Here is a 19,312-nt window from a genome sequence, read left to right on the forward strand (position 1 = left end):
TCAGACGTCCTCGATCCTGACCCAGCGTGATTCGTTTGCCGCCAAGCGGATCGCCGTCGCCAGGCGTTCGACTTCCCACGCTTGCTCAAAGTCAGTGCCACCCTTGGAAAGGCCGGCCAGCGCCATCACCAGGTCATGCACTTCCAGCGTCTTGAGTTCGTTGTATCCCAACTGATGACCCGCCGCCGGACTGAACGCCGCGTAACCCGGCAGGTTCGGCCCCGCGAGCAAACGCTGGAAACCGTCCTGGTCGGCGCGATACAGCCGCAGCTCGTTCAAGCGTTCCTGGTCGAACGCCAGCGTGCCTTCAGTGCCGCTGATTTCGAAGCTCAGGTGATTCTTGTAGCCATGCTTGAGCCAACTGCTGCTGAACGTACCGCGCGCGCCGTTGGCAAACCGCAGCAACGCGTGAACCTGATCGTCGATCGCAATGTGCCGTTGTTCCTGGCTGCCCGCCGTCGCAGGACGCTGCCGGTGTACGGTTTGGGTGTCGGCGCACACCGATTCGACATCGCCCACCAGATAGCGCGCCATCGCCAGCAAATGACTGCCCAGATCCGCCAGCGCGCCGCCCGCGTGATCGGCATCGCAACGCCATGACCACGGCGAAGAAGGGTCAGCCATGAAGTCTTCGCTGAACTCACCCTGGAAACTGATGATCTGCCCCAGCTTGCCACTGTCGATCAGCTCCCGCGCCAGCCCTATCATAGGGTTGTGCTGATAGTTGTAACCCACCCGCGTCACCAGGCCCGCGGCTTTGGCGGCCTGCCGCATGGCGTTGGCTTGCTGCAGATTCACCGCCAAAGGTTTCTCGCAATACACCGGTTTGCCAGCGGCGAGGGCGGCCATGGCCATGGGATAGTGGAGGTGATTGGGGGTGGTGATGGCGATCAGATTGACCTTCGGGTCATCGATCAGCTGTTGCCAGTCGCTGTGCGCGGTTTCGAAACCCCAGGCGTCAGCGCAATGTCGCGCGCGGTGTGGATCGGCGTCGGCGAGGGCGGCCAGTTTGAGCTTCAGGGGGAGTTCGAACACTGCGCTGACGTTGCGAAAGGCCAGGGCGTGGGCGCGGCCCATGAATCCTGTGCCGATGAGTCCGATTCCGAGTTCGCGCATGATGGAAGGCCTTTTGAATTTTATTTTCAGAAGGTCTTTATGGAATAAATATTCGGTTATTGCAATCGTCGGAATAAATATTCATTTGGTTCGTGGTTTGATCGTTCCCACGCGTTGGAACGATCGGGTGAACAAAAGTCAGTCAAGCCGTAACGCGGTCGGTGTAGCAGCTGGCGAAGCCTGCGTTCGGCTGCGAAGCAGTCGTAAAACCTGAGTTTGCGGTCTTCCTGAAGCACCGTATCGTCTGATTTTACGACTGCTTCGCAGCCGAACGCAGGCTTCGCCAGCTGCTACACCGACTGCGTTACGGCTCGACTGACTGGCATTAGCCCAAAGGCTGCCTTTTGTACATCTGCAGAAACGAATCAGGACAAGAACCCGCCATCCACGTTCAACGAAACCCCGGTCGTGTAGCTCGACGCATCGCTGGCCAGATAAAGCACGGCACCGGCCATCTCACTCGGATCGGCCACGCGCTTGAGTGGAATCTGCTGCAACGCGGTCTTCAGGATCGCATCGTTCTTCACCAGTGCCGACGCAAACTTGGTATCAGTGAGCCCTGGCAACAAAGCGTTGCAGCGAATACCGAACTGCGCGCATTCCTTGGCGAACACTTTGGTCATGTTGATCACGGCGGCCTTGGTCACTGAGTAGATGCCCTGGAAGATGCCCGGCGAGATGCCATTGATCGACGCAACGTTGATGATGCTGCCGCCGCCGTTTTCGCGCATCAGTTTGCCGGCTTCGACCGACATGAAGAAGTAGCCGCGGATGTTGACGTCGACGGTTTTCTGGAAGGCGCTGAGGTCTGTGTCCAGCACGTTGCAGAACTGTGGATTGGTCGCGGCGTTGTTGACCAGAATGTCCAGGCGCCCGAACTGTTCCTTGATGCCGGCGAAGACCTGGCTGATCTGTTCCATTTCACCGATGTGGCAAGCGACAGCGGTGGCTTTGCCGCCGGCGGCGATGATCGCGTCGGCCACGTGTTGGCAGCCGTCGAGCTTGCGGCTCGAGACGATGACGTGGGCGCCTTGCTGGGCGAGCAGTTTGGCGATGGCCTCACCGATGCCGCGGCTGGCGCCGGAGACGAATGCGATTTTGCCGTCGAGGTCGAACAACTGAGTCTTGGACATGGTTTTTCCTTGTTATAGGGGCCAGGGAATGTAATCAGAGCCGCGCGATCAGAGGCTGGATTTCGAGATGACTTGCAGGCTCATCTGCTCCAGCAGTTTGTTCATGTGAATGAACTGCGCGAAGCGTTTGTCCTGGGTCTGACCGTGGAAGAAGCGGTAGTAAATCTGCTGCACGATGCCGGCCAGGCGGAACAGGCCATAGGTGTAATAGAAGTCGAAGTTGTCGATCTGAATGCCGGAACGCTCGGCGTAGTAATCGACGAATTCACGGCGGGACAGCATGCCCGGGGCGTGGCTCGGCTGACGACGCATCAGTTGCACCGGCGCTGGGTCTGCGGCTTCGATCCAGTAGGCGAGGGTGTTGCCGAGGTCCATCAGCGGGTCGCCGAGGGTGGTGAGTTCCCAGTCGAGCACGCCGATGATTTGCATCGGGTTGTTCGGGTCGAGGATCACGTTGTCGAAGCGGTAGTCGTTGTGGACGATGCTGGAGGTCGGGTGATCGGCCGGCATTTTGTCATTGAGCCAGGCCTTGACCGCTTCCCACTTCGGCGCGTCCGGGGTCAGGGCTTTTTCGTAGCGATCGCTCCAGCCTTTGATCTGCCGCGCCACATAGCCTTCGGGCTTGCCGAGGTCGCCCAGGCCGTAGGCCTTGTAGTCGACCCGATGCAGTTCAACGAACTTGTCGATGAAGCTTTTGCACAGGGCTTCGGTTTTCGCCGAGTCCAGGTTCAGTTCCGGCGGGAGTTCGGAGCGCAGGATGATCCCGTTGACCCGTTCCATCACATAGAACTCGGCGCCGATCACCGATTCGTCGGTGCAGTGCACATAGGCCTTGGGGCAATACGGAAAACCGTCGCGCAGCTGATTGAGGATGCGAAATTCGCGGCCCATGTCGTGCGCGGACTTGGCTTTGTGGCCAAAAGGTGGGCGACGCAGGACAAATTCCTGCTCCGGGTATTCCAGCAGGTAGGTGAGGTTCGACGCACCGCCGGGAAACTGGCTGATCACAGGCGCGCCACTCAAGCCCGGAATGTGGGCCTTGAGGTACGGATCGATCAGGCTGGCATCGAGTTCTTCGCCGGTACGGATACGGGTGGACTGGTCAGTAAGCGCCATGCTTATCCCTTCTGCTTATTTTGGAGGCCAGACATCATTGGCTAATCTAATGGTGCGCCGGGGTCGCCACAAGCGTGGCACGGTCTTATAGGTTAGCGTGTTGCTGGATAATCAGCGTTCCTGATACGCGAGAACAGGCACAGCGGACTATGGATCAGCGGGAGAGCTCTGTTCCAGGAAGGAGGTTTGAAATGGGCTGTCTGCCAGTCGTTGATTGCCGAGTACCTGGCGCGCACCGAACCTCACAGCCCCGTCCCGTATTTGATCAAGCGCGGGGTGGAGTGGGGCAACAAGCCGCTGAGCGAGATGCTGGGCGAACTGATTTGGCCCACGCCGAATCACGGCGCCTCTGGACGCTGTCGGGCGTCCTTTGGTCTCAGCGAACGTGTGCGGCCGTGAGCGGCGCGGGCAAGGCAATGGGCGTCAATACCGGCAGGCCGGCAAAGAACGCCATCAGGTTTTGTCCCACCAGCTCAACGGTGCCTTGGGTCGCTTCCGGGGACAATCCCGCGACATGCGGCGTCAGGATCACATTGGTCAGCGCCTTGAGTGCTTCCGGCACGTGAGGTTCGGCATCGAACACATCCAGTGCGGCACCGGCAATGCGTCGTTGTTCAAGCGCGCTGACCAGGTCTGCCGTGGCAATCACCGAGGCTCGGGCGATGTTCACGACGAACCCCTTGGGGCCCAAGGCCTCGAGTACTTGTTTGTTGATCAGGTGTTTGGTGCCCAGGCCACCGGGCGTGGCGATGATCAAGAAGTCCGAGGCGCGTGCCAGTTCGGTCGGCGTCGAGCAGAAGGTATAGGGGACGTCGCTGCGATGTTGGCGGTTGTGGTAGCTCACGGTCATGTCGAAGCCTGCGGCGGCGCGTTTGGCGATGGCCATGCCGACGGCGCCGAGGCCGAGAATCCCCAGGCGCTTGCCGGCCAGGGAAGGGCGCATGATCTTCGGCCACTCGCCGCGGCGTACAGCGGCGTCGCATCGGGGAATGTCGCGTACCAGCGCCAGCAACATCGCCATGGCGTGGTCGGCGACTGACGAGGCATTGACACCGGCGCCATTGGTGACGGTGATGTCCCGGTTGGCGGCGGCTTGCAGGTCGACGTGTTCGTAACCCGCGCCGATCACGCAGATGATCTTGAGGTTGGGCAGGGCGGCGATTTCATCGGCGTACAGGCCCAATGGGCCGCGGGTCAATACCGCATCGATCTGAGCACCATGCCGTGTGATGGCGGCGACGCGCTCGGCAGGCGTCGGGGCCAGAATCAGGTGAAAGCCCTGATGTTCGAGAATCGGCAAGTAATCATTGATGGTTTCAACCAGTACCAGAACGGTTGCAGGCATGCTGGGCTCCTGTGGGTATTGAATGTCGGATCTCGAATGTTGCTTCAGATTGCTGATTCTAGAGGAGTTTAGCAATGACCACGGATCGCACATGCTGTTGGTCAGATTGATTGACCTTGCGAGGTCAGAAAATTGCGGGCGGCGTCGAGAATCTCATCGGACAGGCCTTGCCCGTGGGTGGCGCGAGCCAGGGTCAGCGCGCCGACCATCAAGGAATAATCCACCAAGGCTTGTTGGCGATTGGCTTCGGGATTATCCGCACCCATCAAGGGTGTGAGTATCTGCAGCAAGGCTTCCAGCCCTTGGGTGTAGGTCTGGTGCAAACCGCTTTCGGCTGTTTCGTGGCACATGTCCCCGGCAAACGCAGTCACCGGGCAGCTTTCGCCCGGGTTGTCGCGATTGGCCGCCGACAGGTAGCGCGCGATGATGCTCGTGCGCGCCGAGACGCTGTCGTCGTTGGCGTCGATTTTCTGTTTCCAGCGTTCCATCGACTGGGTGAACGCCCGAGTGCAGGCCTCTGTCGCCAGCGCTTCCTTGGATTCGAAATGACCATAGAAGCCGCCATGGGTCAGGCCGGCCGCGCCCATTACATCGACGACGCTGATCCCGTGCAGGCCGCGCTCGCGAAACAGCCGCGTGGCGGCTTCGACGATGATCTCGCGGTTGAGTTCGGCTTGTTTACGGGAGACTCGAGGCATGGCGGCTCACAGGTGTTGAGGGTGTATGGATGACTGCATCTTAGGGGCAGTAGTCGCGTGTCAGGCCGCTCAAAGGGCGTATTGAGCGATGCCGTTGCCAAACGACCAGTTCTCTTTCTTCACTTCCACCAGATTGATGAAGACGTCTTCCAGCCGCACCGCCAGTTCCGCGTCAAGGCTCTCGGCGATGGTTTTATAGAGGAGTTTCTTCTGCTCGACGGTGCGGCCTTCGCTCAGTGTGATCTGAATCACCACCAGGCTGTCGGTACGACTGATGCCCAGGTAGCCGGGATCAAAGATGAAATGCTGTTCATCGTGCTCGGCAAGAATCTGGAAATTATCGTTTTCCGGCACGCCAATCGAGCTGTGCATGGCGGCGTAAATCAACTGCCCGACACGTTTGGCGAAAGTGGGGTCTTGATGCTTTTTGATGTCGACGCGAACGAGTGGCATGGGAGGGCTCCGCAGTCAGGGCTGCTGGTCAGCAGGCAGGGGTTGAAAGTACCTGACGCTGATTCTTTATCAAATAGATTTTTTAAAGCATCTATTTGATAAAGTACTGCGGAATCTGATCCGCACAACCACTCCTCAGCTAAGTCTTTGCTTCTGTTGATTAATCCCGGACAATCGCGCCCCTGTTTCGGCCAGGGCGCTGCCCGTCGGATTTTTCCGACTCGTCCTGACCGGGTAGCAAATGACCGGAATGCGGAGATCCCACCGGATGAATGATCAGGCCAATAGCGTCGACGAACGCTATGTAGCGGCGACACCAGCGACTCTCACAAGCTGGAATCGCCATGACACCACCTGGATGCTGGGCCTGTTTGGCACGGCAATCGGAGCCGGTACCCTGTTTTTGCCGATCAACGCAGGCCTGGGCGGTTTCTGGCCGTTGGTGATCCTGGCGGTGCTGGCGTTCCCCATGACCTTTTATGCGCACCGTGGCCTGACCCGCTTTGTGCTGTCCGGACGCGAAGGCGCGGACATCACCGAAGTGGTTGAAGAACACTTCGGCATCAAGGCCGGTGCGCTGATCACCTTGCTGTACTTCTTCGCGATCTTCCCGATCCTGCTGATCTACAGCGTGGCCCTGACCAATACCGTGGGCAGTTTCCTCGAGCATCAACTGCACATCATGCCGCCGCCGCGCGCCGTGCTCTCATTGGTGCTGATCCTCGGCCTGCTGGCCGTGGTGCGTTGCGGCGAGCAAATGATCGTCAAGGCCATGAGCCTGATGGTCTATCCGTTCATTGTGGCGTTACTGTTTCTGGCGGTATTCCTGATTCCGCACTGGAACGGCGGCATCCTGGCCACGGCATCGACCCTGCCTGAGCCGTCGGCGCTGCTGCACACACTGTGGCTGGCGATTCCGGTGATGGTGTTCTCGTTCAACCACTCGCCGATCATCTCGGCGTTCGCGGTGGACCAGAAGCGTCGTTACGGCGAACATGCTGAAGAACGTAGCTCGCAGATCCTGTCCCGCGCCCACGTCTTGATGGTAGTGATGGTGCTGTTCTTCGTCTTCAGCTGCGTGTTGACCTTGTCGCCAGCGCAACTGGCCGAAGCCAAGGCGCAGAACCTTTCGATCCTGTCGTACCTGGCCAACCACTTCAGCAACCCAACCATTGCCTTCGCGGCGCCGTTGATTGCGTTCGTGGCGATCTCCAAGTCGTTCCTGGGCCACTACATCGGCGCCAGCGAAGGCCTCAAAGGCCTGATCGTGAAAAGCGGCAAACGCCCGACGCCCAAGACCCTGGACCGCATGACTGCCGCGTTCATGCTGGTGGTGTGCTGGATCGTTGCCACGCTAAACCCGAGCATCCTCGGCATGATCGAAACCCTCGGCGGCCCGGTCATCGCGGCGATTCTGTTCCTGATGCCGATGTACGCGATCCGCAAAGTGCCGGCGATGGCGCGCTTCCGTGGGCAAGCGTCCAACGTCTTCGTGACGGCGGTTGGTTTGGTGGCGATTTCGGCGTTGATCTACTCCCTGACTGCCTGATGGATTCTGTGGGGGATGTGAGTCCGCTATCGCGAGCAGGCTCGCTCCCATAAGGACCGCGCAGAACCTGTGGGAGCGAGCCTGCTCGCGATTGGGGCGACTCGGTCGTCAAGTAGACCAAGCAGTGAGCCCCACATTTGTTAGGGCATAAACAAACGCCGCTCATCTAACGATGCGCGGCGTTTTTTGTTTCGTTGAAAAACGCTCGCCCCTGACCCAGAGCATCCGTTCAGTAGGATTAACGGCTAAGCTTGCGGCGGCTTCAGCGCGTCGTAGAGCGTTTGCCGCAGGATGGCCCCTTTCTCTGGAGACGTTTTATGGCAGGTGCCCACGGCGCATCGGTGCAACCCCGTGCCGATACGCCAAACCGTTGGCTCGACGTTTTGGCCGGTTTGTCTATTGCCGGTTTGTTGTTACCCGAGGCCGTGGCCTATTCCAGCATTGCCGCGCTGCCGCCACAGGCCGGGGTGATTGCGCTGTTTGCCGGACTGCTGTGCTACGGACTGTTCGGCACCAGTCGTTTTGCCATTGTTTCCGCGACTTCCTCTTCCGCCGCCGTTCTGGCCGCCGCCACCGCCACGCTGGCCAACAGTGATTCCGGCCTGCGCATGACCCTGGCGATCGGCCTGGTGCTGGTGACCGGTGGTTTCTTCCTGTTGGCCGGGCTGTTCAAACTCGGCAGCGTGACCTCATTTATCGCCAAGCCGGTACTGCGCGGCTTTGCATTGGGGCTGGCCGTGACCATCATCCTCAAGCAGGTGGCGAGCATCGTCGACGTGCACTTGAGCAACGGCAACCTGATCCGCTTCCTGCCGCAACTGCTGGAGCAGTGGCCGCAGTGGAATCGGGTCGGTTTGCTGGTCGCGTCCGTGGCGTTGCTGGTGTTGTGCGTGTGCGCGCGATACCGGCGGGTGCCCGGCGGTTTGCTGGTGGTGGCGCTCGGCATCGCTGCCAGCCAATGGCTGAACCTGCCGGCCTACGGGGTGAAACTGATCGGTGTGATCGACCTGAGCCTCGAAGTGCCCCGGTTGCCGGTGCTGCCGTTTACCGACTGGCTGCGCCTGGGGGAGTTGGCGTTCGCCATGGTGATGATTCTGTATGCCGAGTCCTACGGTTCGATCAGCTCCTTTGCGCTCAAGCATGGTGATCGAGTGTCGTCGAACCGCGACCTGCTGGCCCTCGGCGCGGCGAATTTGCTGTCCGGCCTGTTCCATGGCATGCCGGCGGGTGCCGGTTACTCCGCGACGTCGGCCAACGAGGCCGCCGGAGCCGCCTCGCGACTGTCCGGCGTGGTAGCCGCGGCGGTGGTGCTGCTGATCGTCTTGACGATGTTGCCTTACATTGCCCTGACTCCCGCGCCGGTGCTGGCCGCCATCGTCATTCATGCCTTGGCGCGAGGCTTGAGCCTGCAGCCATTGGGCCGCTATTTCATCTGGCGCCGCGACCGTCTGCTGGTGATCTGCGCGGTGGCGGCCGTGCTGGTATTGGGTGTGCTGGACGGCTTGCTGGTGGCGGTGGTGATCAGCGTGGTGCTGATGCTCAAGCAGATGTCGTCGGCGGATATTCAAGTGCTGGGGCAAATGGGCAGCGGTCACGATTACGTCGATGTGCAGCGGCATACGGATGCCCGGGAGATCCCCGGGGTGTTGATCGTACGGCCAAGTGAAGCGCTGTTTTTCGCCAATGTGGAACGCATTCTGGGTGGTGCACTGCGCCTGGCGCGGCACGCAGAGCCGCCGGTGCATACGATTATTCTCAGCCTGGAAGAATCGCCCGATCTGGACGGCACCAGCATCGAAGCGCTGGGGGCGTTCTTTTTGCAGGTGCGGGCCGAGGACAAACTGTTGATCCTGGCGCGGATGAAGCACCAGGCTAAAGCGGTGCTTGCGCGTTTACCGGCGCAGGAGCTGGAGCAGGTGATTCTGAGCGGGTTAAGTGTCGACGAAGCGGTGCAACAAGCCATCAAGCCGAACGCATAACCCCTGTGGGAGCGGGCTTGCTCGCGAATGCGGTGTGTCAATCACCATAGCTGCTGACTGACACACCGCATTCGCGAGCAAGCCCGCTCCCACATTTGATCTTCATAGAGGCATAAAAAAACGCCGCTCATCTCACGATGGGCGGCGTTTTTTATTGCGTTGCAGCGTTAGGCTTGAACGACCGGGATGTTGGCGTTCGCAGCAGCTTCACGGAACTCGGCGATCTGGTCGAAGGACAGGTAGCGGTAGACATCGGCCGCCATGCTGTCGATCTTGCCAGCGTATTCCATGTATTCCTCGACGGTCGGCAGGCGACCCAGGATGGAAGCGACAGACGCCAGCTCGGCCGAAGCCAGGTAGACGTTCGCGCCGTCACCCAGACGGTTCGGGAAGTTACGGGTCGACGTCGACACCACGGTGGAGTTCGGCTCTACACGTGCCTGGTTACCCATGCACAGCGAGCAGCCTGGCATTTCCATGCGTGCGCCGGCCTTGCCGTAGATGCCGTAGTAGCCTTCTTCGGTCAGCTGGTGAGCGTCCATCTTGGTCGGCGGCGACAGCCACAGACGGGTTGGAAGCTGACCCTTGACCTGATCCAGCAGTTTACCGGCAGCGCGGAAGTGACCGATGTTGGTCATGCACGAACCGATGAACACTTCGTCGATCTTCTCGCCAGCAACGCTGGACAGCAGACGGGCGTCGTCCGGATCGTTTGGTGCGCAGAGCACAGGCTCTTTGATGTCGGCCAGGTCGATTTCGATGATTTCAGCGTATTCGGCGTCAGCATCGGCAACCATCAGCTCAGGGTTGGCAACCCAGGCTTCCATCGCTTGAGCGCGACGTTCCAGAGTACGAGCATCGCCGTAGCCTTCGCCGATCATCCAGCGCAGCAGGGTGATGTTCGAGTTCAGGTACTCGGTGATCGAGTCTTTCGACAGCTTGATGGTGCAACCGGCAGCCGAACGTTCAGCCGAGGCGTCGGACAGCTCGAAAGCCTGCTCGATGCTCAGGTTGTCCAGGCCTTCGATTTCCAGGATGCGACCGGAGAATGCGTTCTTCTTGCCTTTCTTCTCAACGGTCAACAGGCCAGCCTGAATCGCGAAGTAAGGAATGGCGTGAACCAGGTCACGCAGGGTGACGCCCGGTTGCATTTTGCCTTTGAAACGCACCAGGATCGATTCCGGCATGTCCAGCGGCATAACGCCAGTGGCTGCGGCGAACGCTACCAGACCGGAACCGGCCGGGAACGAAATGCCCATCGGGAAACGGGTGTGCGAGTCACCACCGGTACCGACGGTGTCCGGCAGCAGCATGCGGTTCAGCCAGCTGTGGATGATGCCGTCGCCCGGACGCAGGGAAACGCCGCCGCGGGTCATGATGAAGTCTGGCAGGGTGTGGTGGGTGGTCACGTCGATCGGCTTAGGGTAAGCCGCGGTGTGGCAGAAGGACTGCATCACCAGATCGGTCGAGAAGCCCAGGCACGCCAGGTCTTTCAGTTCGTCACGGGTCATAGGACCGGTGGTGTCCTGAGAGCCGACGGTGGTCATTTTCGGTTCGCAGTAGGTGCCAGGACGAACGCCTTTGCCTTCTGGCAAGCCGCAAGCCTTGCCGACCATTTTCTGTGCCAGGGTAAAGCCCTTGCCGGTGTCGACAGGTGCTTCAGGCAGTTTGAACAGATCGGTAGGGCCCAGGCCCAATTCGGCACGGGCCTTGTCGGTCAGGCCACGGCCGATGATCAGCGGAATACGGCCGCCGGCACGAACTTCGTCCAACAGCACCGGGGTCTTCATTTCGAAGGTGGTCAGGACTTCGTCGGTGCCGTGTTTGCAGACTTTGCCAGCATGCGGGTACAGGTCGATCACGTCGCCCATGTGCATGTTGGAGACGTCGAATTCGATCGGCAGCGCGCCGGCATCTTCCATGGTGTTGTAGAAGATCGGAGCGATTTTGCTGCCGAAGCAGAAACCGCCGGCACGCTTGTTCGGAACGTTAGGAACGTCGTCGCCGAAGAACCACAGTACCGAGTTGGTAGCGGATTTACGCGAAGAACCGGTACCGACCACGTCACCGACGTAGGCGATCGGGAAACCGGAGTTGCGCATTTCTTCGATCTGCTTCATCGGGCCGGTAACGCCCTGGACGTCAGGCACGATGCCTTCACGGGCCATTTTCAGCATGGCGAGGGCGTGCAGCGGGATGTCCGGGCGGGACCAGGCGTCCGGAGCAGGGGACAGGTCGTCGGTGTTGGTTTCGCCGGTGACCTTGAACACGCGCAGGCTGATCTTGTCGGCCAGAGTTGGGCGGTTGCGGAACCACTCGCCGTCAGCCCAGGACTGGATCACGCCTTTGGCGTGTTCGTTGCCGTTGCGGGCTTTTTCCGCCACATCGTGGAACGCATCGAACATCAGCAGGGTGTGCTTGAGTTGAGCGGCAGCGACAGGGGCCAGTTCGGCGCTGTCGAGCAGGTCAACCAGGGTCACGATGTTGTAGCCGCCTTGCATGGTGCCAAGCAGTTCAACAGCGCGTTTCTTGTCGATCAGAGGGGATGTTGCTTCGCCTTTAGCGAGGGCAGACAGGAAGCCAGCCTTTACATAGGCTGCTTCGTCCACGCCAGGCGGAATGCGATTGGTGATCAGGTCAACGAGGAAAGCTTCTTCGCCAGCCGGGGGATTCTTCAGCAGCTCAACCAGGCCTGCAGTTTGTTCGGCGTTTAGCGGCTGGGGAACGATACCCAGTGCTGCACGCTCTTCGATATGTTTGCGGTAGGCTTCAAGCACAGTTATTACCCTCATCAGTGGTCCCAAATGGGTGTCCGGGACGCTCATCCCGAAATTGCCGTACTCATGCGCTGCGTGGCGTTGTGGGCCACTTAGCCAGAATTACCGACAATTCCTTACAGAAGCTGCTTTCAAAGTTTTACGCCTGCAGAACGGGAGCTGATGAGGGTTGGCGTTGGGCTTTTCCCCGCTGGAAAAACCCGTCGCCAACACCGCTCTGAAGGAACGACTGTGCTCGTGACGCTTTGAAAACAGCTTCTAACGGACATTGGCGCCTTAAAAGGCTGGCTGATTCTACGGCAAAAAAAAATTAAAGGTAAGTCAGGGGCTATTGGACTTTGGTGGCGAGCCGCATTGCCGGGCAACGTGTGCGAGACAAAGCGCGGGCATCCGTCGTGGCCGTCACCAAAGTCCCACAGACCCTGAACCCCTGCATTTTGAGGGGTGATGAATGCCGGACAAAGGGCTAACATGCCGGCCTGTTCTGCTTTCCCGTGCTTTGCCTACCTATGCCCAATCAGACCATCAAGACCCCCTGCGTCGGCCTCTGCTCCACTGTTTACGGTGATCTCGTGTGCCGTGGCTGCAAGCGTTTCCACCATGAAGTGATCAATTGGAATGGTTACAACGAGGAGGAAAAGCGCGCGGTGTGGCTGCGTCTTGAGCAGCTGTTGTCCCAGGTGATGGCCAGCAAGCTGGAGGTTTTCGATGCCCAGCGCCTGCGCTTGCAACTGGAGCAGCGCAAGATCCGCTTTGTGCCGCATCAGTCCGAGTATTGCTGGGCTTATCAGCTGATCGCCCGTGGTGCGCGGGTGATCAACAATCTGGAGGCCTACGGGATGGTGCTGATGCCGGAGTTTCGCGACTGGAACCTGCCGGAATTGCGCGATGCCATTGATCGGGAATTCTTTTTGCTCTCCGAGGCGCATTACCAGCGCTACATCGCCCCCGGTTTCCTCAGAGACGCCTTCGGCGCCTAAAAGCATCGCTAGCAGGCTAGGCCTCCCACACTGGATCTGTGGCGTTCACAAATCCCCTTGTGGGAGCGAGCCTGCTCGCGATGGCGTCCTTATCGGCGCCGCACATCTCAATGCTGCGTCACAATCTCCTCCAGATGATCCATGATCGTATCCGGCTTCAGTACCAGCACATCGCTCTCCACCGCATCCAGCACCACCTCCGCCGTATTCCCGATCAACGCCCCGGACAGCCCGGACCGCGCGACAGTACCAATGACGATCACCGACGCCTGAAGCTTGTGCACCATGAACGGAATCAACACATCCGCCGGGCCTTCGGCGATATGCAGGTGTTCATCGTCAATATCGAACTCGGCCTGAAACGATTTGCACTGTTCGCGATAGCGCGCCTCAATGGTTTCGCTGAGCTGCAACGTCGGATCAGCCGATGAAAGCATCGGTGACGGGTGCGCACTGATCACGTGCAGGTGAGCCTTGGCCAGGCTGGCGATGTCGTAGCCGTGATCGACGATGGCCGCGTGCAAGGTGCGGTGCTCCTTCTCGGTATTGCCGACGTCGATGGCCGCCAGAATGACCCCGCCCATCCACGGTTTCGAGGTTTTCACCAGCAGCACCGGTGTCGGGCAATAACGCAGCAATTTCCAGTCCGCCGGGGTCAGCAGGGCTTTTTTCAACGGGCTGTCGGGGTAATGCTGCTTGACCACCAGCCCGCAGCCTTCCGCCTGCTGCACATCGACAATGGTTTCGTACAGGCTTTCATTCCAGGCCTGTTCGGTGGTGACGCTATAGCCGTCCTCCAGCAGGGCTGCCTTGAGCACGCCCAACATGCCGCTATGGTCGTGCTTGCGATCGCACACCAGCAGGTGCAGGTGAGCCTGGGTCACGCCAGCAATCAGTTTGGCCCGTTTGAGCGCCAGGCTTTCCGAGTGTTCGGGTTCGATGACCACCAGGATGCTGCGAATGGCTTGCATGATCGGGATCTCCAGGAAGGTAAAAAATACTGCGTTGGACAACTATAGTTGCTCGCCGCCAACCCGGTACTTGATGCATATCAACGGTGGCGACTGGTGGTCTTGCGGCAGGCCGGTATAATCGGCGCCCTTCGATTTATACCTTTTATTCCGTGAGCCCCATGATCCTTCCCGAAATTCACGAGTTCCTCGGCTGCCGCACCCCCGACGGCTGGGTCCAGGCCGCGCTTGCCGATCAGGAAACCCTGCTGATCGACCACAAGAACTGTGAGTTCAAGGCGGCCAGCACGGCGTTGAGCCTGATCGCCAAGTATCACTCCCACGTCGACCTCATCAACCTGATGTCGCGTCTGGCCCGGGAAGAGCTGGTGCACCACGAACAGGTCATGCGCCTGATGAAAAAGCGCAAGATCGAGCTGCGTCAGCTGTCCGCCGGGCGTTACGCCTCGGGCCTGCGCAAAGTGGTGCGCAGCCACGAACCGGTCAAACTGGTGGATACGCTGGTGGTTGGCGCATTTATCGAGGCCCGCAGTTGCGAGCGTTTCGAGGCGCTGGTGCCGCATCTGGACGAAGAACTGGGCAAGTTCTATTTCGGCTTGCTGAAAAGTGAAGCGCGGCACTTTCAGGGTTACCTGAAGCTGGCTTACCAGTACGGTGACGCCAAGGACATTGCCCAGGTGATCGACAAAGTCCGCGCGGCAGAGCAGGAGCTGATCGAATCGCCGGACGTGGAATTCCGCTTTCACAGCGGCGTGCCAGCCGCGGCGTGAAGATCAAAAGATCGCAGCCTCGTTTCACTCGACAGCTCCTACATAGAACTGCGTATCCCCTGTAGCAGCTGTCGAGTGAAACGAGGCTGCGATCTTTTGCGTCTGAATTGTTAAAAACTCTTAAGAGTATGAAACATCGCCAGAAACCGGCCCCCGAGGCCGGTTTTTGCTGCCCGTCATCACCGTCCCGTCACCGATTGGCGCCATAATGCCGGCCACTTCACACAAGGGGCAGCAGACGGTCGTTATGGATAACCTGGGTTTTGGCAAAGTATTGCTGGTGGAAGACGACGAGAAGCTCGCCGGGCTGATCGCGCATTTTCTGTCCCAACATGGCTTTGAGGTCCGGCAGGTGCACCGCGGTGACCTCGCGTTGGCCGCATTCCTCGAGTTCAAACCGAAAGTTGTCGTGCTTGACCTGATGCTGCCGGGTCAGAGCGGCCTGCACGTGTGCCGCGAGATCCGCAGCGTGTCCGACACGCCGATCGTCATCCTCACGGCCAAGGAAGATGACCTCGATCACATCCTCGGCCTGGAGTCCGGCGCCGACGACTACGTGATCAAACCGATCAAGCCGCCGGTGCTGCTGGCCCGTCTACGCGCGTTGCAACGGCGTCAGACCCCGGACAGCAGCGTGTGCAGCGCCCTGGAGTTCGGCCACCTGAGCATCGACCGCAGCTGCCGCGAAGTGCGGCTGGCGGGCGATGTCATCGAAATGACCACCATGGAATTCGAACTGCTGTGGTTGCTGGCCAGCGCTGCCGGCAAGATTCTGTCCCGCGACGACATCCTCAACCGCATGCGCGGCATCGCCTTCGATGGCCTCAACCGCAGTGTCGACGTCTACATCAGCAAATTGCGCGGCAAGCTCAAGGACAACCCGCGCGAACCGGTGTGCATCAAGACCATCTGGGGCAAGGGTTACTTGTTCAATCCGTTTGCGTGGGAGCTGTAAATGCTGCGGTTATTTCTTGGGCTGTTTCTGGTGATGACGGTTGGCCTGGTCCTGGGACTGCAAACGGTCGAGCGCACGTTCGATGCGCTTCTCGACGGTCAGATGCAGAGCTACAACCGTGAGGCGGTACGCGGCCAGGCCTGGACACTGGCCGAGCAGTTGCGCGATCTGGACGGTTCGGGCCGGGAGCGACAACTGGAAGCGGTGCGGCCCCACTATGGCTTGGGCCTGACCTTGGTCGAGAGCGGGAAACTGTCCCTGACCGATCAGGAGAAAGCCGAGTTGGCCCTGGGGCTGCTGGTGATTCGCGACAAGTACACGCAGTTCATCTCGCGCATCGACGACGGTTCTCAGCTGCTGAGCATCAAGTTGCCAGCCGAGCCCAGTCTGATGCCGTTCTACATTGCTGCGGCGTATCTGATGATCGCGGTGATGATCGGTTTCGTGTTGATGTTCTGGGTCCGGCCGCATTGGCGCGACCTGGAGAAGCTGCGCCTGGCGGCGGAGCGTTTTGGCGATAACGACCTGTCGTCGCGGATCCAGCTGTCCAAGCGCTCGAACATTCGTGATTTGTCCGGACACTTCAACCTGATGGCGGCGCGCATCGAAGGTTTGATCGCCAATCAGCGCGAGCTGACCAACGCGGTGTCCCATGAGTTGCGCACGCCGATTGCCCGGTTGTCCTTTGAACTCGATCAGCTCAAGCAACAATCCGATCCGACCCAGAACCGCGAACTGATTGCCGACATGTACGCCGACCTCGGCGAGCTGGAAGAAATGGTTTCCGAGCTGCTGACCTACGCCAGTCTGGAGCGTGGCGCCACGGTCATCACTCGGGAAAACATTCAGGCCAGCAGTTGGCTCGACAGCGTGGTGGGCAGCGTGGCGCTGGAGGCCGAGGCTGCCGGGGTGCAGTTGTTGATTGTCGAGTGTCAGGTCGATCAGGTTCGCCTTGAACCGCGCTTCATGGCCCGCGCTGTGATCAACCTGCTGCGCAATGCCATTCGTTATGCCGATGAGCGGGTGGAAGTGTCGCTGGCCCGTACCGGTGATCACTACGAGGTACTGGTCAACGACGACGGCCCAGGCGTGCCAGTGGACGGACGCGAGAAGATCTTCGAACCGTTCTCGCGCCTGGATGCCAGCCGTGATCGCCGCACGGGTGGGTTTGGCTTGGGGTTGGCGTTGGTTCGGCGGGTCTCGCAATCCCATGGCGGGCAAGTGGAAGTGGCGGACTCGCCGTGGGGTGGGGCGTCGTTTCGCATGACCTGGGCGCATCTGGATTAGTTGTGTTGCTGTTACTGACGCCATCGCGAGCAGGCTCACTCCCACAGGGGAATGCATTCCAAAATGTGGGAGTGAGCCTGCTCGCGATGGGGCCATCAGCAACACAGCATGGTTAGAAGGTGTACGCCACCTGCCCACCCACCGAAGTCTGCATCCGCCGCTCAACAATCGAACTGTCCGCTGCATCACCCGCCAGATACTGCACGGCCAGCACCGTCGAAACACTCCATTGCTCATCGATCGGCAACAACCAGGTCAAATCAGCCCCGCGGCTCACCAGCCCACCGCGAGTGTCATGCGTCCTGAACTGACTGCGCGACGCCTGCGCCGCACTCACCCCATACCAGGTGCGCACGTAATTGCTGTCACCAAACTGACTGTTCAGGCTGCCCGTGACCTTGCCGTAGTCACCCTCATAAAACGGCGCGCTGATGCTCAGCTTCAGGCGATTCCAGGCTGAGCCGGTGTCGTGATCGTCATCGTCATCGTCATCGTCCTTTTCCAGCGCATGCTCAAAACTGGCACCAAGAATGATCGGGCCCATGTGGTAAGTCCCGTCCAGACCCAGCGCCGGCCGCGATTTGATCGAGCCCATGCCGTTGAGCTCATCCGAGCCTTTGAATCCGGTCTTGCGATCCTTGCGCACATCGCTTGCGCCGATGTACACGCTCAGGCCGAAGTCTTCTTCATCGAACGCCCAGCCCAGTCCCTTTTCAGTGTCCAGAAAGACTCCATACGGGCTGACCACCTTGGCGCCCAGCAGCGGCACGACCACGCGCTCGTCACTGCCGCTGTAACGCGGCACGCTGGCGGCACCGGCGCGTAGGGTGTATTGCCAGTCTTCAGCGCGTAATGAGTCAGCGGGAAGGAGCAGGCCAAGTGAAGTCAACGACAGACACAGCGAACGTAACATGGGAGTACCCGAAGGGAGATTGGATACGCCCATGCTAGGCGGCTGCCGGTCCGCAATCTTTGACAGCTTTGTCGGGAAACTGTCAAAGACTGTGAAGGGGCTTAGCGGCTCAAACCCAAGCGTTCATGCCAGTCGGCAATGGACTCTTCGGGATAGACGTCGAACCGCTTGTCGCCGGGACGCATGTCGACTTCCACCCATGGCGCCTTTGAGTCGAGCAACAAGTGCGTGTGTTCAGGCGGCACCGGCAGCGGGGTGTCGATGGCCGACGCGAACGGGTGAATCAGCTCCGGCCATTCAGGGCTATACACCCACAGGCCCGAGCCGCAAACCGCGCAGAAATGCCGGCCGAGGCTACTGCGATGGGCGCGCTTGTCGCCTTCGTTCTTGAGTTGGGCATGGTAAACCGCGACGTGCTTGCGCCCACGGACCTTCAGGCTGGCGGCATCACCGGCAATATTGATCGAGTAACCGCCACCGCCCTGGGTCTTGCGGCAGATCGAGCAGTAGCAACGCTGATACGGGTAGGGGTGGGCGCTGTTCAGGCTGAACGACACAGCGCCGCAATGGCAGGAACCTTCAAGCTGCATGGGAACCTCCGACGAGGGTTGGAGTTACCCAAGACAGCCTAGACCGTCAGCGCCCCTCGACCGGCACCAGAATCGCATCGCCGGTCGCCACCAGTTTCAACTGGTCGCCGGTTTGTGCGAACAGCTCCGCGCGGGCGAACACCTGCTTCTTGCCGGCTTTCACCACCCGGCCCCGGGCGATGAACACTTCACCGACAGCGGGCGCCAGGCAGTTCACCGAAAAATGCGAAGCCAGCACGTTGCCGGCGACCGTTCCGGCGGCGAATCCGCAGGCCGTGTCGAGTAGCGCGCCGATCAGGCCGGCGTGCAGGAAGCCGGCGTATTGCGCCATGTCGGCCTCGCGAAAAGCCAGGGTCAGCTCGGCTTCGCCGCTTGCGGCGGCGGTCACTTCGAAACCGGCCCAGCGGTTGAAGGCCGAGGTTGAGTTGATTTGTTTGAGAGCGTTGAGCATGGCGAATCCCTCCGGTTGAGACACCAACATGCGCCGGGTTTGGGGGGATGTCATGGTGGATAAGGGAGGGTGATGGGCTGTTGGATTTGTGGTGAATGTGCCGACCTCATCGCGAGCAGGCTCGCTCCCACAGTTGACCGAGTTCTTCCCGATGAATGCGGTCCCCTGTGGGAGCGAGCCTGCTCGCGATGAACGATAACTCGGTCTTACTGGACGCCCACCAACGGCC

At 60.0% G+C, this 19,312-nt stretch carries 17 protein-coding genes and 1 pseudogene; 7 read left to right on the forward strand and 11 right to left on the reverse strand.

Going from position 1 to position 19,312, the window contains the following annotated elements; translation table 11 throughout:
* From ACA070_RS13885 to ACA070_RS13895, 3 genes are all read right to left on the reverse strand, one after another.
* Nucleotides 1-1,116 carry a Gfo/Idh/MocA family protein gene (locus ACA070_RS13885; RefSeq protein WP_497451621.1) on the reverse strand — a complete coding sequence of 372 codons (1,116 nt, stop codon included), beginning with the start codon at nucleotides 1,114-1,116 and terminating at the stop codon, nucleotides 1-3.
* A 365-nt stretch (nucleotides 1,117-1,481) separates the two neighbouring features.
* Complete coding sequence (locus ACA070_RS13890; RefSeq protein ID WP_219093920.1) at nucleotides 1,482-2,249, reverse strand: SDR family oxidoreductase; 768 nt, start codon at nucleotides 2,247-2,249, stop codon at nucleotides 1,482-1,484.
* A 48-nt stretch (nucleotides 2,250-2,297) separates the two neighbouring features.
* Nucleotides 2,298-3,365, reverse strand: coding sequence for a phosphotransferase family protein (locus tag ACA070_RS13895; RefSeq protein WP_497451622.1), 1,068 nt, complete (start codon nucleotides 3,363-3,365; stop codon nucleotides 2,298-2,300).
* A 210-nt stretch (nucleotides 3,366-3,575) separates the two neighbouring features.
* On the opposite strand from ACA070_RS13895, the pseudogene ACA070_RS13900 reads away from it, so the two are divergent.
* Nucleotides 3,576-3,736: pseudogene (locus ACA070_RS13900) on the forward strand (type VI secretion system protein TssA); the annotation flags it as partial.
* A gap of 5 nt (nucleotides 3,737-3,741) precedes the next feature.
* Here the strand turns inward: ACA070_RS13900 and ACA070_RS13905 are convergent.
* The 3 genes from ACA070_RS13905 to ACA070_RS13915 all read right to left on the reverse strand — a co-directional run bounded on the left by ACA070_RS13905 (nucleotide 3,742) and on the right by ACA070_RS13915 (nucleotide 5,861).
* Nucleotides 3,742-4,710, reverse strand: a complete 969-nt coding sequence (locus ACA070_RS13905) for a 2-hydroxyacid dehydrogenase (RefSeq protein WP_497451623.1) — start codon at nucleotides 4,708-4,710, stop codon at nucleotides 3,742-3,744.
* A gap of 101 nt (nucleotides 4,711-4,811) precedes the next feature.
* Entirely contained in the window at nucleotides 4,812-5,408 is a 597-nt protein-coding gene (locus ACA070_RS13910) for a TetR/AcrR family transcriptional regulator (protein ID WP_497451624.1), read from the reverse strand.
* 69 nt (nucleotides 5,409-5,477) lie between these two features.
* Nucleotides 5,478-5,861 carry a tautomerase family protein gene (locus ACA070_RS13915; RefSeq protein ID WP_497451625.1) on the reverse strand — a complete coding sequence of 128 codons (384 nt, stop codon included), beginning with the start codon at nucleotides 5,859-5,861 and terminating at the stop codon, nucleotides 5,478-5,480.
* A gap of 268 nt (nucleotides 5,862-6,129) precedes the next feature.
* On the opposite strand from ACA070_RS13915, the gene ACA070_RS13920 reads away from it, so the two are divergent.
* Nucleotides 6,130-7,410, forward strand: a complete 1,281-nt coding sequence (locus ACA070_RS13920; protein WP_497451626.1) for a serine/threonine transporter — start codon at nucleotides 6,130-6,132, stop codon at nucleotides 7,408-7,410.
* A 317-nt stretch (nucleotides 7,411-7,727) separates the two neighbouring features.
* Nucleotides 7,728-9,389, forward strand: a complete 1,662-nt coding sequence (locus ACA070_RS13925) for a SulP family inorganic anion transporter (RefSeq protein WP_497451627.1) — start codon at nucleotides 7,728-7,730, stop codon at nucleotides 9,387-9,389.
* A gap of 167 nt (nucleotides 9,390-9,556) precedes the next feature.
* Here the strand turns inward: ACA070_RS13925 and acnB are convergent, their stop codons facing one another.
* Nucleotides 9,557-12,166: a bifunctional aconitate hydratase 2/2-methylisocitrate dehydratase gene (gene acnB / locus ACA070_RS13930; protein WP_497451949.1), complete on the reverse strand. Its 2,610-nt coding sequence runs from the start codon at nucleotides 12,164-12,166 to the stop codon at nucleotides 9,557-9,559.
* A 509-nt stretch (nucleotides 12,167-12,675) separates the two neighbouring features.
* Between acnB and ACA070_RS13935 the strand changes: the two genes are divergently transcribed.
* The gene (locus ACA070_RS13935) at nucleotides 12,676-13,146 is read left to right on the forward strand and encodes a DUF1289 domain-containing protein (protein WP_497451628.1); all 471 of its coding nucleotides are present in this window, start codon (nucleotides 12,676-12,678) and stop codon (nucleotides 13,144-13,146) included.
* A gap of 107 nt (nucleotides 13,147-13,253) precedes the next feature.
* Here ACA070_RS13935 and uspL read toward each other — a convergent pair whose 3' ends face one another.
* Entirely contained in the window at nucleotides 13,254-14,117 is an 864-nt protein-coding gene (uspL, locus tag ACA070_RS13940; protein WP_497451629.1) for a universal stress protein UspL, read from the reverse strand.
* Nucleotides 14,118-14,278: 161 nt separating this feature from the next.
* On the opposite strand from uspL, the gene ACA070_RS13945 reads away from it, so the two are divergent.
* The 3 genes from ACA070_RS13945 (at nucleotide 14,279) to ACA070_RS13955 (ending at nucleotide 17,129) form a co-directional block, all read left to right on the forward strand.
* Nucleotides 14,279-14,887 carry a MiaE family protein gene (locus ACA070_RS13945; RefSeq protein ID WP_046032069.1) on the forward strand — a complete coding sequence of 203 codons (609 nt, stop codon included), beginning with the start codon at nucleotides 14,279-14,281 and terminating at the stop codon, nucleotides 14,885-14,887.
* 247 nt (nucleotides 14,888-15,134) lie between these two features.
* On the forward strand, nucleotides 15,135-15,842 hold the full coding sequence (locus tag ACA070_RS13950; RefSeq protein WP_131062811.1) for a response regulator: 708 nt from the start codon (nucleotides 15,135-15,137) through the stop codon (nucleotides 15,840-15,842).
* Nucleotides 15,843-17,129, forward strand: coding sequence for an ATP-binding protein (locus ACA070_RS13955; protein WP_497451630.1), 1,287 nt, complete (start codon nucleotides 15,843-15,845; stop codon nucleotides 17,127-17,129).
* A 112-nt stretch (nucleotides 17,130-17,241) separates the two neighbouring features.
* Here ACA070_RS13955 and ACA070_RS13960 read toward each other — a convergent pair whose 3' ends face one another.
* The 3 genes from ACA070_RS13960 to ACA070_RS13970 all read right to left on the reverse strand — a co-directional run bounded on the left by ACA070_RS13960 (nucleotide 17,242) and on the right by ACA070_RS13970 (nucleotide 19,083).
* Nucleotides 17,242-18,042 carry a MipA/OmpV family protein gene (locus tag ACA070_RS13960; RefSeq protein ID WP_497451631.1) on the reverse strand — a complete coding sequence of 267 codons (801 nt, stop codon included), beginning with the start codon at nucleotides 18,040-18,042 and terminating at the stop codon, nucleotides 17,242-17,244.
* 101 nt (nucleotides 18,043-18,143) lie between these two features.
* A complete protein-coding gene (locus tag ACA070_RS13965; protein WP_497451632.1) occupies nucleotides 18,144-18,632 on the reverse strand; it encodes a GFA family protein in 489 nt (162 codons plus the stop codon).
* 46 nt (nucleotides 18,633-18,678) lie between these two features.
* Nucleotides 18,679-19,083 (reverse strand): PaaI family thioesterase, encoded by a 405-nt coding sequence (locus tag ACA070_RS13970; RefSeq protein ID WP_131062794.1) that lies wholly within the window; start codon nucleotides 19,081-19,083, stop codon nucleotides 18,679-18,681.
* Nucleotides 19,084-19,312: the final 229 nt, after the last annotated feature.

Source organism: Pseudomonas sp. LBUM1678 (assembly GCF_059695575.1).